Consider the following 16,516-nt stretch of genomic DNA (forward strand, 5'->3'; position numbering starts at 1 on the left):
TGGTCATCCAGGCGGCGGCTTCACGACGGGAAGCGGACACTGAGGGGCTAATGCACGCCTGGACGGTACCTGTGGTCATCATGCATAGCCACGCGTCGATCCGGACGTTATGATCGATCATGCGATATTGCGCCTGCGTTCGCAGCATGGGCATCATTCATTAAAATTGCTGTACAACGATATAACAAATATGGGCCATCTAGACGCAGTTTCGGCAGACAAAACCTCACTCGGCTTTGAATTCCAGGATCTAGTGTTTATCGAAAAACTCCTGGAACTCAAGCCTGGCGAATCACTGGGGCTCGAAGTCTTAGATGACATCCACCTCGAGACGATATCCAGCAAGTTCCTCCTGTATCAGGTCAAGCATAGCCTGTCCGGAGGCAACATCACTGATCGTGACTGCGACCTGTGGAAAACGCTCGCCAACTGGCTTAAAGCGTTACCCGAACTGCCGCAGCACGGCGAGGTCGGTTTTCGAATATATACGAATAAGGCGTTGAACAGCCAGACACTTATCAGTCTGCTCAAGGCACCCAAAAAAGACATCGAAGCGATCATCACGCATATTCGTGAGACACACCATGACATCGCTGCTACAGACGCGCAGAAAGCCCCCGAGGCATCTCCCAATCCAATCGCGGGCTACGCCAGGGCACTGGCGCAAGCATCCGATGTCGACCTGTGCTTTCTTTTCGAACGCTTCGAGTTCCATGCGGACAACAGCGGGATCCTCGCACGAATCGACTCGCTCCTGACCTACCTCTCAGTGCCGGATAGCCGGCTCCTAGCGACCCGCCAAGCCTTGATCGGGGCTTTCAAGGAGTACAAGTTCAAGACCATCTGTGCCAACGAGAAGGTTAGCATTTCCTTCGATGATTTCCGAAAACGGATGGGATTCAGGCTGATTCTGACGGCCGCGAGGACTGACGAAGCAAATTTTGAGGAGTTTGTGGATCGCCATTATTCTTATCGCCGTCCGCAAGAACTGTCCTTCTTGAACAGTAAGTTCCAGGCGCAGCTTGCCGCGCTCAATATCGCATCCGAAGAAATCATCGATCGCGGCATTGAGATGAAGGTCGCCGAAGACTTCATCGAGGAACTGTGCGACCGCGGACTTTTTGGGCAAGTTGAAAATCTTCGGCTGGAAAACAGCGCGCACGGTATCTGGACAGAGATCCATCGGGATACTCACCGCGATGCGCATGCCGACGAGGCAGCACACCGCCAAGCGGCTTATGCCTGCTACAAGCAAACCATCAAGGAGTCGCTGACTGCCAATAAAAATTCGCTGCCGATCGCCATGAGCCGTGGCAAGTTCATTAGCCTGTCGGATCAGCCGAGAATCGGCTGGACGAAGGACTGGGAGGCGAAATTCAAATCATGAGTACCCTGTCCACCAACGAATTGCTCGGTGCAGTTGCACTGCAGACAGCTCTGCAGTACGCACCAGACAGGCGACTCCCGCTCTCCAAAGCGTTCCTCGTCTTGCCTCTCCTGTTCGACCGCAGCATTCGCAAAATACTCAAGGATCAGCGCAGCGCCATCGTGAGTTGCAAGGATCTAATCCTGTCGCACCCCGAAGCTTTCACCACCGTCAGCGCACGCTTCAGCGATCTGTCTCTGACCTCACTCAACACTATATTGCTTGCCTGCGAGATGGGCATGACCCAGCTGGTTAACAGTGAAATTGTGCTTGAGAAAGTCTTTTTCGACGATAACAAGCCGGCACGCGTCGGCAAGACTGCCAGTGACATCATGGGCGCCGGTCCGCACCTGGCCACACTATTGCGGGAGCCAGCCGTTGATCTGTATCAAACCTTTCGGATAGCGCTGTGAGCAACATTCAGATATCGAACATTCTCCTTTGGCAGAAAGACCAGCAGTTCAGAAATCTGGAATTTCGACACAACCACGTCAACGTAATTACCGGTGATGCGGGCAAGGGAAAATCGTCCATCCTGTTCATCATCGATTATTGCCTGCTGGCCAGTGAAACCAAGGGTATATCCAAGACCAATATCGATTCCAAGGTCGACTGGTATGGCATCAGGCTTACCATCGACGGCAAGGAACTGGTCATCGCCCGCCCTTCGGAGGCGCAACAGGACAGAGATCGCGCCTACTTCAGTGAGGATGGAATCATCCCAGAGCGGCCGACACCGAATATCCGTATCGATAACCTCAAGCGGGTCCTCAACAAGGCTTTCGGGATCGATCCCGAGTTGAAGGTTCCTTACGGCGGCAAGTTCATACAGGCTGGTCAGAAGGTCTCGTTTCGCAACTTCCTGGCGCATTGTTATCAGGATCAGACGACCATCATCGCCCCAGATTATCTGTACATTCGTCCAAGTGATGGCCGATACCAGGAAGGGATCGAACGGACTTTTCGCATGGCCATCGGTGCAGAGAACGTCAAGACAGCGCTCGCGCGCAGTCAACTGGCTGACCTCGAACGCAAGAAGGCCGCGCAAGCGAGAAAGCAGGGGATTTATGACAAGGCGGTCCACGCGTTCTCCGACGAGCTTGAGCAGCTCGGCCGGGAAGCCATGTCTTTTGGCCTAGTCGACAACTTCCCGGATACGCCTACGGAACAGATCAATGCACTCCGGCTAGCGCTCGACATGGCCGATATCTTGCCAGCACAACTCTATGAAGAAGATCGAATTGAGGCCGAGATTTTTGAGCTACGCACGAAGAACCGCCGGTTGGTGGCTTTCGTCGAAAACGGAGACCACCATAAAGGTGCGCTCCGGAACATGGCCGATGCGCTTAAACCGGCCAGCATATTCGACGCCGATTTAGAGCAGGTGTTTCCGTCGTTCCTGGCCCATCAGGTGGTTTCGCGCCTTCAGAGGGAACTGAACGATATTCAGCGAACTATCCGCAGCCGCGACACCTTCCCCTTTCTCAAGGAGGTGCAAACGCTGATCGATGATAACGAAAGGCGCATCGTCGATCTACGTGCTAGACAGGCGGAATTACAGCAAAGTCAGGCGATGCGCCGGAGTCCGCAGACCTACCATCGGTATCTTGGCCGGCTCGAGTCGAAGCTTGAGCTCTACGCCAGACGCGACGACTTGCGCCAACCAGTTATCAACGACGACCTCGATGCGCCGATCCGAGAACTGCAGGAAGCAGTCGACGCTAACCTGCAGAAGACTGCCCACACCAAGGAAGAACTCAACCGACGCATCAACGCACGTTTGACGCGGCTGAAACTCAAGGGTTACGAGGGCTTTTTCGCGCATCTTGCCGAGCGGGAACGCCTGATCACCCTGTACTCCCCGGATCTCTCGCAGACAGAGAAAATGCCGGACATTGGCAGTGCGTCGAACTACCTCTACCTACATGTCGCCTATTTTCTTGCACTGCACGAGATCGCCAAGCTTCAGCGCGTACCCTGGATGCCATCGTTCTTGGTGCTGGACCAACCCAGTACGCCGTATTGGACCGACGGAAAGCCGACCGACGATATCGTCAGCCTTGACGTCGTGCTAAGCGAACTCAACGGCTTCGTCAAGGAAATGGACGCGCATGGAGGCTTTCAAATCATCGTGCTGGAACATATCGAAGAGACTCATTGGACAGGCCTGGGGTTGGAACGATTCCACCTAGTTGATCGTGAACTGCGCGAGGATTATGGATTGATCCTACGCAGACCCGCCTCTCCAGCGAAGGAATAGTTGTCTTGGTCAAGCCGGTGAGCGGCACCAAACCGCTCACTACGAATACGACCGACCTCTTCGTGGCGCAACATCCCGAAGCGAGCTGAACATGGTTAGTCGCGCGCTCAACTAAGAGTGGCTAACACCACTGCCCCAGAGGGTCCGTCAGAGTGGTTATGCTCAATGCCCTCATAGCACGACGACCGGTAAGCAAAGAACTGAACCGCCCCGGTTTTCGCAGATGCTCAACACTCTGAGAGGATTGAGCCACGAGCAAATCGAACAAGTTCTCGCCCGAGGTCCGTGAGCGTCCGGGGAGGATGGTTCGGGAGCACCGTGGGGAATACCCGTCGCTGTGAGCGACCATCGAGTCCATCGCTCTCAAGATTGGCTGCGTGCCGCAGACCCTGAACGAATGGGTCAAGCGCGCCGAGGTCGATGCCGGCGCGCGTGAAGGCATCACGACCGGCGAGACGCAGCGGATGAGGGAACTGGAGCGTGAGAACAAGGAACTACGCGGGGCCAACGAGATATTGAACGTTTTTCGCCCAGGCGGAGCTCGACTGGCAAGCCCCCTACGCCGACTGAAGTCGTAAAGGCTTTCATCGACCAGCACCGCCACGCCTTCGGGGTCAAGCCGCTCTGCAAGGTTCTGCAGGTTGCTCCGTCGGCATATCGGCGGCATGCCGCGCTGCTGCGCGAGCCCCACAGGCGCTGTGCCCGAGCCAAACGCGAAGAACTACTGCTGATGCCGCAAATTCAGCGCGTCTGGCGGGCCAACATGCAGGTCTAAGGTGCCGATAAGGTGTGGCGACAGATGGCACGCGAAGGCGTCGTCGTGGCCCGCTGCACAGTCGAGCGGTTGATGCGCAGCATGGGACTGCGCGGCGTGACGCGCGGCAAGGTCGTGCGTACCACCATCGGCGATGCCAAGGCCCCATGCCCACTGGGCCGGATGAACCGGCAGTTTCTTGTCGAGCGGCCCAACCAGCTATGGGTCAGCGACTTCACGTACGTCTCTACTTGGCAGGGCTGGTTGTCCACGAAGCACTGCTGAAATTGGCGGCAGCGATCATCTGCACACGCTTCGTGGATCGGTGGTGTTAGCCAGTCTTAATGGAAGGACAAGGTGCCCGTGCCACGCCGCTCAATGTGCCCCGCCTACTTCTTTTGAATTGCACGTTGTGTCAGTGCCGAACCCGCAGCAGTCTTTGTCGACTTGCTTGATCCCGCGCTACGCAACGCGGCAGATGCGGCAGTCGCTGCCTTTGTGGATGTGACCTTTGGTGGTGCTTTGTGCTGAGACAAGGCAGATCCGGCAGCGGATTTCGCAGATTTACTTGAATCGCTGCTTCGTAGCACTTTGGAAGCGGCCGTAGCGGCACGCTTGCCGGTGACTTCGGGCCTAATTGCCATGTTCCACTCCTACGGAAGATTGATTTGACTTCTTCACCATTTCGACTGGAGATGTGTCATTGAACACCAGGAATGCGACCACGGTGAGGATGGCTGCAAACAATAGTGCGCTAGTAAGACCGCCCGCCACGTTTACTCCGAACTGCGGCCAGAACTGCTTCAGCTCTTTGATCTCGCCGACCACGATTCCGTTTTCGATTTCTTTCCGATACTCCGCATCTAACTCGGCGGAAACCTGTTCTGAGTATGCAAGCAAGGCATTCTCTGCAGTACCCTTTGCACGCAACAGGGCGCCCGGTGGTTGCTGCTCGTACCAGCCATGAACCTGATCCGCAGTCGGCAGAGCGCCGTGGCTCTTCTCGTAGTGTCGCATCCATTCAACGCGCTGCTCTTCAACGACAGCAAAAGCTACGAGACCCAAAAGCCAACTCTCATTTGATTCTTCGACGAGTTCGCGATAAGTGTCTTGCGCGCCTGCATATTTGGTCATCTTGCATCCACCTCCTGTTTGCGGTGTCGCCGATCTGATCTCGAGTACCTAACGCTTGAGTGAAGCCGCTTCAACGACGAGCCTCAAGATTTGCCCTCAAGGCATCAAGCGCAGCCACCTGGTGGGCTGGCATTGCTGCGCTGTTATACAACAAATTCGTATCTAGGTAACCCACTACATTCTCGACCTGGTCATCCGGAATGCCTGATGAGCAAACTTCCGAGAGGGCTGAATCGATGATCCTTGCATCGTCTGCCGTGATTGAGCCGCCATCTTTTGAGGCGAAGAGAATGCTTAGGCCAGTCATGAATTTATCCTGCGGCATAACGGATTATGGATCGCAAAAAACGCAGATCATATCTGATGCTTGCGATCTAAATCGGCACTTAAAAGAAGCAGCAAGGGGCTTGTAGCCTGGCCTTGTTGCAGGTGTGCTGAATGAAAATACAGTACCAAACGCAGCCATAAAACCCACCGCATCTCCTATGTTACGCACCACGTAGTTGTTGAATAAGATCTGCGAGCGAATTCGTAACAAGCACTATAGCCTACGCACGGAGCAGGTCTATGGTAACAGCGCGGCAATCCCATGTTGACCGTCGCAGGCAACACAGGCATTGATCAGGCGGCGCCCTCAGCCTGCCAGCGATACAGCAGCAATTCTTCGGTCCGGCTGGCACGTGTGTGGGCAGGCGCGTGAGCACGTCCTTCAGGTAGAGGCATAGGGGCCATGCCCGTTCAACCCCGCTCCCGCTCCGCAGAAGAACGCCTTCGTAGCGGCAGAGTCTAGGGGCTGGGTTTGGTGTGCATCGCTCCATCGGCAACCAAGCTCGAGAGCTCGCCGTCCTGATGAAGCTCCCGCAACACAGCAATGAGGTCTTCGGCTTGGCGATGGGGCGCCCCTGTCCCGGTCGCGCCGCCTTTAAGCGGGAGCTCTGCACCAGCTTGATGCTCTTCGGACTTGACCAATGTACTGTATTTATATACAGTTACCTCTATGGAAGCATCACCCATACCAAAACCCTCTCCGGGATCTGTATGCGTGACAGGCCGCCAGCGCGGTCTCAATCAGGCGTTGGAGGTACCCACATGCAAGCATAAGGTGAGAGCTTCTAAAGGCAAGCGCATCTATCGCCTCCCGACTTTGATTCATTGCAGCTTAGCGCCCCTTGCTCTACTGGCGGCTTTCATACGTAACAGCTTTGATACAGTCCTGCCCATCGACTTAAAAAGGTGGAGCGTTGACTGCATGGAAACCCAAAAGCTCACGATCGACTTACTTTCGAAACGCCAAGATGTCCTGCCATATGTTGCTCAGGTGGTTGAGGCCGCTGAAACTGTCCGTGATGCGTTGGGTTGGTTCCCGTTCAAGGTCTACAACGAAGCTGCAACCGGTGAACGGCTTATCGTGGCGGTTGCTCGCCAAGCTAATGAGGCACGTTATGCGGGGCACCTTCTGTTTGCTACGCGGTTTCCGCGGGGCTACGTCATGCAGATCCATGTCGATTCGAGGTGCCGCCGCCACAACGTCGCAAAGACAATGCTCGACTCGCTCAAGGCACATTTGAGCGCGTTGAACTACATCGCCATTGATGCTCGGGTCGCTGAAGACCTTCGCTCCTCCCAGGAGTTTTGGCAAAGCCAGGAGTTCTATGCATATCGCACCACGCCAGGAGGGAAGACAAGGGGCCGGACGCTGGTGGTGCGCAGCCACGAACTACCGACCCAGCAGCTTTTTGCGCCCAGTGGACTGAACCATCGAGATCCTCTGGGCCTTGCTGTCGAGCCCTCTGCAGCCACCAAACTCTATCTGCTGGACCTTAACGTCATGTTCGACCTGGGTCCGCGCAGAGCACGGCATCAGGATGTTGTCGACCTGTTTGCGCTAGAGCGCTTGGGCGTGTGCCGCCTCGCATTGAGCACCGAGTTTGATACAGAGCTCAAGCGGTCGGCAACAAGCGGAAAGACCGACCCCATGCAGGGTCTAGGACAAGTTTTCCCGAAGTTCGCAGTGCCCCCTGGCGATGTCATGACGCAGCTCACCAACGAACTTGCTCCCGTTATTTTTGCGGAGCGTTTCGCAGCAGGTGCCCTGACAGCAAACGACCTCTCTGACCTGCGGCACCTTGGCACAGTGATACATCACAAGTTAGCAGGGTTGGTGACCAGCGATGGTTCCATTCGCGATGCATCGGCCATGCTTCGCCTGCGGTATGGAATCGAAGTGCTCTCCCCATCTGCGTTTCAGATTTTGGGGGAGATTGACCCGGAGCTTGGCGCCATCACAGCCAGCACACGTGACACGCTGGAGCTGAAGGAGCTCACCTGTGGCAACGAGGTTGCGGTCCGCGAACTCCTTGCGCGCCTGGGCGTAGCTCTGGTTGATCAGTCCACTGCCTGGGCTGCAGATGATGGCAACAGCCGGGCCCGCCATCGCTACATCGTTGTGCAAGAGGATCAAACTATTGGGTATCTGATGTGGCCCAGTGGTCTCAGAGGAGGCACTTGCGATGCCTACCTCGCGGTCGATGAACGGGTTACGTGCGCACATGACGCAGCACGCCTGATGCTCGTTCACTTGATGGGAAGGGCTGAAAAAGAGGTTCAACGCATTCGGCTGAACCTCGCTCCCCAGCAGGCGTCTGTCAGGGAGGTTGCACTTGAGATCGGCTTCACCGGCACGAACAAGGCGCAGGAGCTGCACAAGGTATCGCTCTACAGCGTGGTCCTTGCCCAGAACTGGTCTACACACCGCTCGAAACTTCAAAGCGCGAGCGAAATCGGCCTGCCAACGTCGATGCCGATTTTCCGAGATCCAGACCAATACATCGAACTCACTCGGCCCGATGGTCAACGCACCCAGCTGACAGCTTTCGCTTTGGAAACTTTGCTCTCGCCAGCGCTGATTTGCATGCCTGGCCAACCTGGGGTGCTCGTGCCTATCCTGCGAGACTATGCAGAACATTTGCTGGATCACCTAGATCAGATGCAGCTGCTGCCGAGCGCCAAAGCTCTGCTCTACCAGCAACGCCACTATTTGAGTTCGCCGCAGACCCTAAAGGCGTTCCGACGTGGGAGCTTGATGTTCTTCTACGAATCTGGGCGCCACAAAGGACTCAAAGCCGTGGTGGCTGTTGCACGGGTGACAAACGCTTACCTGAGTGCTGAGGGGATGGTCGACAAAGGGGACTTGGACCGATCGGCGCTTGAGGAAGTCGATCTATCAACCATCGGCAAGTCAAAAATCAAGGCCGTCGTGGCCTTCAGCAACCTTAGAAAACTGCCAAACCCTGTGCCGCTGGCGCGCCTTAAGAGGCTCGGTTGTGGCGAGCCTACCCAACTGCTGACAAGTCGATCGCTCACATCCGAGCAGATCGAAAACATTCTCCTCGAAGGATTTCCGCATGAACGCCCCGCATAACTTCCTGATCTCTCTTGAAGAACGGCATGCGAACAGGATTCTGCAGGGCACCAAAACCGTTGAGCTCCGTCGTCGGCCTATGCACGTAGCCCTTGGATCAACGGTCTGGTTCTACGTAAAGATGCCGGTCGGCAGCATCGTCGGCTGCGCCACTGTCACAGGCCTGCACACGCTCGCCCCCAGCACACTGTGGAGGCGATTTGGCACCGTATCGGGCCTCAAGCGCCAAGAATTTTTCGAATACTTTTCAGGTATTTCGAAAGCCTTTGCATTGGGCCTGAGTGAGCCTACTGAGCTCACGTCCCCCATCCCGCTGAGCAAGCTGCGCGACGTGTCGGGAGGCTTTCACCCACCACAGTTCTTCGCCAATGTCGCAAATGATGGACCTTTACTGCACGTGATGAGCCAAGCTCTTCACGGCAGGCCCGCGACGTCGCAAAATCTGCAGACTGAGCTGGAACTGGCCTGAGGCGCCCCATGGAAACAAACGCCTCAAACACCCTCAGGCTCTGCTACGGCCTGAGCGAGCTTGCGTTTGCAGTATGGAACCATCTGCGCGATGAGATCTTTACAAACCTCGAAAGCATTCAACACCTCAGAGGGTGAGGTGCCGGGTGTATAGAACTTCCCGCCTTCCTCGATCAGGCCTAGCTTGGGGCGAGCACCGGCAACTGCGGAAGTCATCTCGCTGATGGGAAATTCTGGCGGTATGCCTGGATAGTTGGCTCGCTCAATGGTCTTGTCCGCTCCTTGCAAGACTCCCCTAGAAACGCATCTGGCACAGAAGTGCAAAAAAACTGATTTCGGGCTGTGGACTTCTGCCCCGATGCGCCCAGCTTACTTGGCTTTGAATCGGACCGTGATGACCTTGCCTTCAGCCGTGGTCACCGTCGCAACGACGCGAGCACCAGACACCAACTTCGTCGTAGCCTCGAGCTTGTTGCCCCCGACCGGTTTGAGTTCGACCTCGCTCTTCTCGGTGCCATTCAGAATGGCCAGCTTGCCACTCATTTTGCTGGCGTCTGCAGGCGCATCGTGGTCCACGATGTACAGCGCAGCCTTATCGCCTTCGTTCGCAAGCTCAAACGACAGGTCGCTAGCGGTCTGAACCACGCCTCCATATTGGGCCTTGCTAGGGCCATGGGCGGAAGCATTGAAGGCCAACGCAGACAAGCCGAGCATGACGGCCAGGGCAGTTTTACGATTCATCATTTCCATCTCCAAGTTTCAAGTTGACCGCAAGTTGAGGCTGCGGTGTCGCCTATCTGAGTGCACGCGTCAGTACGCGTGTTGAACGTCGTGAGATTCTTCCGGTTGGTCGGTGATGAGACGCTCTGTCGCCTTGCGACCGAACCGCAGGTACATCAGCGGTGTCATCAATGTGTCGAGTAGCGTTGAACTCACCAAACCGCCGAAGATGACGACAGCCACTGGGTGCAGAATTTCCTTGCCGGGTGCGTCGGCAGACAGCAGCAAAGGAGTCAGAGCAAACGCGGCAACGAGCGCAGTCATCAGGACTGGAGTCAATCGTTCCAGTGAGCCGCGTACAACCATGGCCTGGTCAAACGTCTCCCCCTCGAACTTGCAGAGGTTGATGTAATGGCTGACCTTGAGGATGCCGTTGCGCGTCGCGATGCCGGCCAGCGTGATGAAGCCCACCATTGAGGCAACAGAGAGGCTGATGTCTCCAATCCACATGGCGACCACACTGCCTATCAAGGCGAGGGGGATGTTCGCCATGATGATGGCCGCCAGCGTGACAGACTTGTACCGGGAGTACAGGACCAGGAACACCAGCAACAGGGACAGCACGGATAGACTGGCAATCAGTTGCGCGGCCTGCTCCTGAGCTTGGAACTGTCCCTCAAGGCTGATGAACGCGCCAGCCGGCAGCGTCACCCCGCCAATCACGCTCCGGATATTGCTCACGATGGAGCTCATATCGTTGCCATCCGTGTTCGCGTAGACAACAATGCGGCGCCTCCCGTTCTCCCTGCCAATCTGGTTTGGGCCGTCGTTCTGCTCGACCGTCGCGATGGAAGACACAGGGATACGTCCCGACGGAGTATCGATGAGGGTACGCTCCAGGTCCTGGGGCGTTCGAGCCCCATCTGGCAAACGCAGCACCAACTCGTACCGCTTTACGCCATCGACAATTTGCGCGCTGTGTGCTCCATCTGTCAGGGCTTGGAGGATACGGACGGCTTCCCCGGGAGAGATGCCTGCCTGCGCTGCCTTGCGCTGGTCGATGCGCACCGTGATTTGGGGAATAAGCACCTGTTTCTCAACAGACAAGTCCACCACGCCAGGAATGGTCGACATCCCCAGGCGTAGTTGCTCCGCCAAACCACGTAGGGTGTCAGTGTCGTCACCGAAAACTTTGACTGCAATCTGCGCGCGAACGCCCGACAAGAGATGGTCCAACCGGTGTGAGATGGGCTGGCCAACGGCAACTTGCGCGGGCAAGACGGAAAGCTTGCCGCGGATGTCAGCCATGATGGCTTCTCGGTCCCGCTGACTACGGCGAAGGTCGACATCGATTTCTGCAGAGTGCACACCCTCCGCATGCTCGTCCAGCTCCGCACGTCCGGTACGACGCCCCACCTGCGTTACCTCTGGAACCTCCTTGATGAGTGTTTCAGCCAGTGAGCCCATCCGGTTAGCCTCTGCCAGTGATGTCCCGGGGTTGAAGACCATTCCGAGAACCAGGGAGCCTTCGTTGAAAGCCGGCAGAAACGCCCTCGGGAAGAATGGCACGCTCGCTGCTGCACCGGCAACGGCCAAAGCTGCCGCGCAAAGCAGTATCTTGGTGCGCGGAAAGGACCAGCTCAGCAGCGCCTCATCCCAGCGCTTCAAATGCGTGACCAATGTGCTGTCACCATGGTCAATACGGCGCATCTTTGGCAGCAGGTAGGAGCTCATCACCGGCGTGACGGTCATGGACACCAGCATCGATGCCAGGATGGAGACGATGTAGGCAATGCCCAGCGGTGTGAAGAGCCGCCCTTCGATGCCGGGAAGAGCGAACAGAGGAACGAACACCAGACACACGATGATGGTGGCGTAAACGATGCCTGAGCGCACTTCGATACTGGCGTGGCGTACCACCTCCATGGTCGACAGTGGCCTGGGCAACTGGCGGTTCTGCTTCAGCCGTCGCAGGATGTTTTCCACGTCCACGACAGCATCGTCGACCAGCTCGCCAATGGCGATGGCCAGGCCTCCCAATGTCATCACATTGATGGACTGTCCGAGCAGCTTGAAGACTACCGCCGTCACCGCCAGCGAGAGCGGGATGGCGACGAGGGAGATAAGTGTGGTCCGCGCTGATAGCAGGAACGCAAAGAGCACGATGGCTACCATGATGGCGCCGTCACGGAGCGCTTCACTGACGTTCCCCACGGACGCCTTGATGAAATCCGCCTGCTTGAACAACACACGCGGCTCTTGCAGGCCAGCTGGGCGGCCTTGCTTGAGCTCTTCCAAAGCCGACTCGATGGCTTGCGTCAGAACGACTGTGTCGCCCGCAGGTTGCTTTTGCACACTGACGACCACAGCAGGCGCGCCGTTGTAGCCGCCATCACCACGTTTCATACCAGCGGCAAAGGAGACCTGTGCAACCTGCTCCAAGAGAATGGAGCGACCGTTTCTCCATGCAACAGCAATGCCCTGCAAGTCTTCAACACGGTTCGTTCGTCCTACATGCCGAATGAGGAACTCACGACTGTTCAGGTCGATAAAGCCGCCCCCCGCATTGGACGAGAACCCGCGCAAGGCGTCCTCGACCTCCGTGAGCGACACTCCAAACTGCGCCATCCTTGCGGTGTCGGGCTCGACCCGGAGCTGACGTACATCGCCCCCGATGGGGATCACCTGTGAGATGCCAGGAATCGACAACAGCCGTGGTCGCAGCACAAAGTCGGCGTACTCCCGTGCCTCCATCGGCGTGGCCGTTCCTCCCTCAGTGCCCTGCAGCGGAAGCGCGAGCAGCATGATTTCGCCCATGATGGATGAGACTGGCCCCATCATCGGATTGACGTCGGCAGGGAGTCGCTCGCGAGCGAGTGAAAGTCTCTCCGATACCAACTGTCGGTTGCGGTATACGTCGGTGCCCCAGTCGAACTCTGCGTAGACGATGGACAGACCCACTCCGGACATGGAGCGAACCCGTGTCACGCCGGGCATCCCGTTGAGCGCCGTCTCCAACGGAAAGGTGACGAGTTGCTCCACTTCTTCAGGGGCCATGCCGCCGGCCTCGGTGAGGACGGTGACAAGCGGCTTATTGAGGTCCGGGAACACATCCACCGGCGTGCGCCAAGCGGTAATGGCTCCATAGACCAGCAAAATGGCCGCAAAGACCAGTACGAACAGCCGGTTGTGGAGGCTATTTCTAACGACCCAGTTGAACATGAGTGTGTCTCCTGGGCTCAGCGGATTTGTGCAATCAGCGGTGCACCCTGGACCACGACCCGGTTGTCGCTGCCCAGACCTTGCGTGACCACCACGCGCTGGGCATCCAAGGGGCGAAACTGCACTGGCTGCGGTATGTACCGCTCGGCTCCGGACTTAATCCAAACGACGGGCTCATTCGCAGCGTTCCGGGTAACAGCTTGCGCCGGCAGGACATAGCCCTTGGTCGTGTCTTTGCGGGTGGCCAGCACTGTGACCGGCTGACCCACAGCCACGGCAAGCGCCTGCTTGGAGCTCAATCGGAACGTGAGTGGCAACACGCCATCGCGCAAGGCGCGCGCGGCTCCAATGAGTTGGAGTTCGGCATCTGGAATGCCTGACAAGGAGGCGGAGGACAGCTTGCCCGCCAGCGCTGCATCGGCTGTCGATGCCTCCACCAGTACACGGCCCGGGTCAACAATCTCATACACCACATCGCGTGGCTCAATGAACTGTCCTGCCACGGCATCCGCGCGGGAGATCACTCCGGTTATCGGAGCCACCAACCTCTCCCGTGTGCTCAGGCTGGCCCCCACTGCGGATGACCGAGCTTCCAGACCTGAGCGTTCCGCTCGAGCTGCGTCAATGTCTTTGCGAGGTACAGACCCTTCGAGGCCTTCAAGCCGTTTGACTCGTTGGCGAGCCAATTCCAGGCCGCTGCGGAGCTCTGCCAAGGCTGCATGCTGGTTCGCCAGTGCGATGGGGTCTGGCTGGTGCGCGACAACGGCGAGGACATCTCCTTTGCGTACCGCTTGCCCCGCGACAGGCAACCCTCTGGGACCTGCCTCAATGCGGCCGCCCAGCGCCGTCTGCACTCGACCACCTGCATTGGGGTCCATGACAATGCGAGCAGGCAGTTGCACCGTCACGCCGGCATCCTGCTCGGTGATGAACGTGGTCCGAATCGCCAATCGTCGTTGGGCGAGCATCGGTACGTTGACGCTACCGTCAGGCAATCGGCTCAGGCTATTGGACGTTGTGGGGACGGAGGGGCCGTCAAGATGCTCGCCATTGGGGCCATGCGCACCAGGAGCGGCGTGAACGGAGGCGCACAGTGCGACCATGAGAGCTGAAAGGAAGTACTTCATTGGGAAACTCCAGCCTTCTTGGCGGTAGCTTTCCGACGCATGACTGCCCAGCCAATCAAGAACAAAAGTGCCAGGCCTGCAACGATGGCAGCCTTGATGGCGTTTGACATGTGGTGACCGTGGCCGTGTTCGGCACTTTCTGACAGAACAACCAGCGTTCCGTCGAGCAGGTCTGCCTCATTGCCTGCCGTGACCATGATGACCATCGCGTGCTCACCAGGGGCGGCAAGCGCTTTGAGGAAGGCCTCGTCAGCGACTGCATAGTCCCCTTGGTCTGCATGGAATGGCGCGGTGGCCTTGAGGTTGCCCAGCTCCAGTTCCACCTGCGCATTCAGCACGGGCTCGTTGGTCTCATACCGATTGATGAACATAGAGAATTCGCTAACGCTGAGACGCCCAACCATTTCGAACGACTCGGAGCGTGTCTCCAGGCGCGGAGCGCTGCTGCCCTGGACCTGAGTAGCGGGCCCGTCAAGATGCTCGCCATTGGGACCATGGGCACCAGGGGCCGCGAGACTGACATCGGCGAATGCAAACAGGGCTGCAGCAACGTACCCCATGCAGTGTTTTTTGAAATTCATGGGGTAACTCCTAGCGCTTGCAATACCTTGGCACGGGCAAGACCAACCGCCGCCTCCTGGCGCTTGGCTGCTGCGGCAGCGTCCTGCGCTGCGGACAGGGCCCTCAGCGTCTCAGGCAGCGCGCCTTCACCAGCCGCGAATGCCCGCTCCATCAGTTGGGCCCGCTCAGACAACAGGGCCGCCCGCTTGCGGTCGTCTTTCAGTTGTCGTTGTGCGTTGGCCTCGGTCAACCTTGCCGTTGTCAGTGCCGCCTGTTGCCGGTCCTTGAACTGGCGCTCGGCCGCCTCAGCGACATTGAGCGCTGTCATTGCCGCTTCGACCAATGGCGCGTTGCGTTTGGATGCTCCGAGGGGAATGCGCACGGCCAGTCCAAACGAATGGCTGCTGGCCTCGGCTCGGCCGGAGGTGTCTTGACGGACTCGGGCAATGAGCTCCGGTGATGCCGTCGACGACGCAGACACTGCCTTCAGGCGGCGTTGCGCCGCTTCGACATGCAACCGGGCGAAGCGCAAGGCTGGATGCTCTTCCGGACCGATGACATCAGGCTCAAGCGTCGGTTCCGGTATTGCGGTCAAGCCTGTTAGCACTGACCACTCCTGGGTTGCAGCCTGGAGTTGCTGCTCTGCGGCCAGAACAGCAGCTTGCGCTCCTAGCATCTCTGCTCGCGCCGCCAAGCCATCGGCCCGAGCCAACTCTCCTGCGTCGACTCTTCTCCCAACGTCCGCACTGAGGGACCGCAAGGCTGACTGCCGTGCCTTGGATACCTCTAGCTCGGCTCGCTGGATTGCGATGTTCCATGCTGCCTCGCGTACGGCGCCTGCCGTACGCAATCGGCCCGCTGCTATGGATGCTTCTGCGGCATCTCGGTCTGCCTGCGCTGCGTCCAGGCGGGCGCCGCGCTGTCCAGGCCTCCACAACGGAAGCGCTATGCCGAGTTCGGTCTCCTTCGCTCCGCGGTTCGATTGCAGCCGGTCGTCTCGGTGGCCAATCTCAAGTGTGGGAGCGGCTGACCAGAAGGACCTGGCGACCTCCAGCTCAGCACCTGCACGACGGACCTGGCCAGATGACTCCTGTGAGTCGGTGGTGCGCTGCCAAGCCGCATCAACAGCTTGCGACAACGTCACATATTGGGCGTTGGCAAAGGGCATGCCAGCGCCCAGGCCGATGGCGATGCCAAAGGCCAATAAAACGGATTTCAAGGTACACCTCGTGACTTAAAGCAGTGACGAGCACGCGTTCAAACGCGCACGCCACGGGCTCGGCAAGCCATCAGGCATGCCGACCAATAAGTTCAGAGGAGGAGACGGGGAGGTCTTCGCAATCGGTGCGGAGACGGGCTGGGGAACGCAGCGTCGTGCAGCGTCAGCACCTGCCCAGCATCTGCAGGAGGAAGACTGAGAGAC

12 protein-coding genes, 1 pseudogene and 1 other annotated feature are annotated in these 16,516 nt (G+C 57.9%); of the genes and pseudogenes, 6 read left to right on the plus strand and 7 right to left on the minus strand.

The genetic code is table 11. The features are described from left to right. The first annotated feature begins 109 nt into the window (after positions 1–109). The 4 genes and pseudogenes from ACRSCF_RS24390 to ACRSCF_RS24405 all read left to right on the plus strand — a co-directional run. Positions 110–1,387: a hypothetical protein gene (locus ACRSCF_RS24390; RefSeq protein WP_012203680.1), complete on the plus strand. Its 1,278-nt coding sequence runs from the start codon at positions 110–112 to the stop codon at positions 1,385–1,387. Further along, positions 1,384–1,839 carry a three component ABC system middle component gene (locus ACRSCF_RS24395; RefSeq protein ID WP_012203679.1) on the plus strand — a complete coding sequence of 152 codons (456 nt, stop codon included), beginning with the start codon at positions 1,384–1,386 and terminating at the stop codon, positions 1,837–1,839. The genes ACRSCF_RS24390 and ACRSCF_RS24395 overlap by 4 nt, the downstream gene beginning before the upstream one ends. After that, on the plus strand, positions 1,836–3,686 hold the full coding sequence (locus ACRSCF_RS24400; RefSeq protein ID WP_012203678.1) for a DUF3732 domain-containing protein: 1,851 nt from the start codon (positions 1,836–1,838) through the stop codon (positions 3,684–3,686). Before ACRSCF_RS24395 ends, ACRSCF_RS24400 begins: the two co-directional genes overlap by 4 nt. A 302-nt stretch (positions 3,687–3,988) precedes the next feature. Continuing rightward, a pseudogene (locus ACRSCF_RS24405) lies at positions 3,989–4,707 on the plus strand (IS3 family transposase); the annotation flags it as partial. Continuing rightward, positions 4,205–4,335: a sequence feature (AL1L pseudoknot), on the plus strand. It overlaps the preceding pseudogene by 131 nt. Before the next feature lie 366 nt (positions 4,708–5,073). On the opposite strand, the gene ACRSCF_RS24410 reads toward ACRSCF_RS24405, so the two are convergent. Together ACRSCF_RS24410 and ACRSCF_RS24415 are read right to left on the minus strand one after the other, a co-directional pair. Beyond that, entirely contained in the window at positions 5,074–5,574 is a 501-nt protein-coding gene (locus ACRSCF_RS24410) for a hypothetical protein (RefSeq protein WP_012203675.1), read from the minus strand. A 70-nt stretch (positions 5,575–5,644) separates the two neighbouring features. After that, complete coding sequence (locus tag ACRSCF_RS24415; protein ID WP_012203674.1) at positions 5,645–5,881, minus strand: hypothetical protein; 237 nt, start codon at positions 5,879–5,881, stop codon at positions 5,645–5,647. Between the two features lie 942 nt (positions 5,882–6,823). Between ACRSCF_RS24415 and ACRSCF_RS24420 the strand changes: the two genes are divergently transcribed. Together ACRSCF_RS24420 and ACRSCF_RS24425 are read left to right on the plus strand one after the other, a co-directional pair. After that, complete coding sequence (locus ACRSCF_RS24420; protein ID WP_289241449.1) at positions 6,824–8,995, plus strand: GNAT family N-acetyltransferase; 2,172 nt, start codon at positions 6,824–6,826, stop codon at positions 8,993–8,995. After that, entirely contained in the window at positions 8,979–9,464 is a 486-nt protein-coding gene (locus tag ACRSCF_RS24425) for an ASCH domain-containing protein (RefSeq protein WP_012203672.1), read from the plus strand. The genes ACRSCF_RS24420 and ACRSCF_RS24425 overlap by 17 nt, the downstream gene beginning before the upstream one ends. A 368-nt stretch (positions 9,465–9,832) precedes the next feature. On the opposite strand, the gene ACRSCF_RS24430 is transcribed toward ACRSCF_RS24425, so the two are convergent. The 5 genes from ACRSCF_RS24430 to ACRSCF_RS24450 form a co-directional block, all read right to left on the minus strand. Continuing rightward, positions 9,833–10,207: a hypothetical protein gene (locus ACRSCF_RS24430; RefSeq protein WP_012203671.1), complete on the minus strand. Its 375-nt coding sequence runs from the start codon at positions 10,205–10,207 to the stop codon at positions 9,833–9,835. 66 nt (positions 10,208–10,273) lie between these two features. After that, entirely contained in the window at positions 10,274–13,405 is a 3,132-nt protein-coding gene (locus tag ACRSCF_RS24435) for an efflux RND transporter permease subunit (RefSeq protein ID WP_012203670.1), read from the minus strand. Positions 13,406–13,422: 17 nt separating this feature from the next. After that, positions 13,423–14,532 carry an efflux RND transporter periplasmic adaptor subunit gene (locus tag ACRSCF_RS24440; protein ID WP_012203669.1) on the minus strand — a complete coding sequence of 370 codons (1,110 nt, stop codon included), beginning with the start codon at positions 14,530–14,532 and terminating at the stop codon, positions 13,423–13,425. Then, positions 14,529–15,113 carry a hypothetical protein gene (locus ACRSCF_RS24445; RefSeq protein ID WP_012203668.1) on the minus strand — a complete coding sequence of 195 codons (585 nt, stop codon included), beginning with the start codon at positions 15,111–15,113 and terminating at the stop codon, positions 14,529–14,531. The genes ACRSCF_RS24440 and ACRSCF_RS24445 overlap by 4 nt, the downstream gene beginning before the upstream one ends. Beyond that, positions 15,110–16,312, minus strand: a complete 1,203-nt coding sequence (locus ACRSCF_RS24450; protein WP_012203667.1) for a TolC family protein — start codon at positions 16,310–16,312, stop codon at positions 15,110–15,112. The genes ACRSCF_RS24445 and ACRSCF_RS24450 overlap by 4 nt, the downstream gene beginning before the upstream one ends. Positions 16,313–16,516: the final 204 nt, after the last annotated feature.

This window comes from Delftia sp. 11MD, from assembly GCF_050907895.1.
Taxonomy (GTDB): Bacteria; Pseudomonadota; Gammaproteobacteria; order Burkholderiales; family Burkholderiaceae_C; genus Comamonas; species Comamonas tsuruhatensis.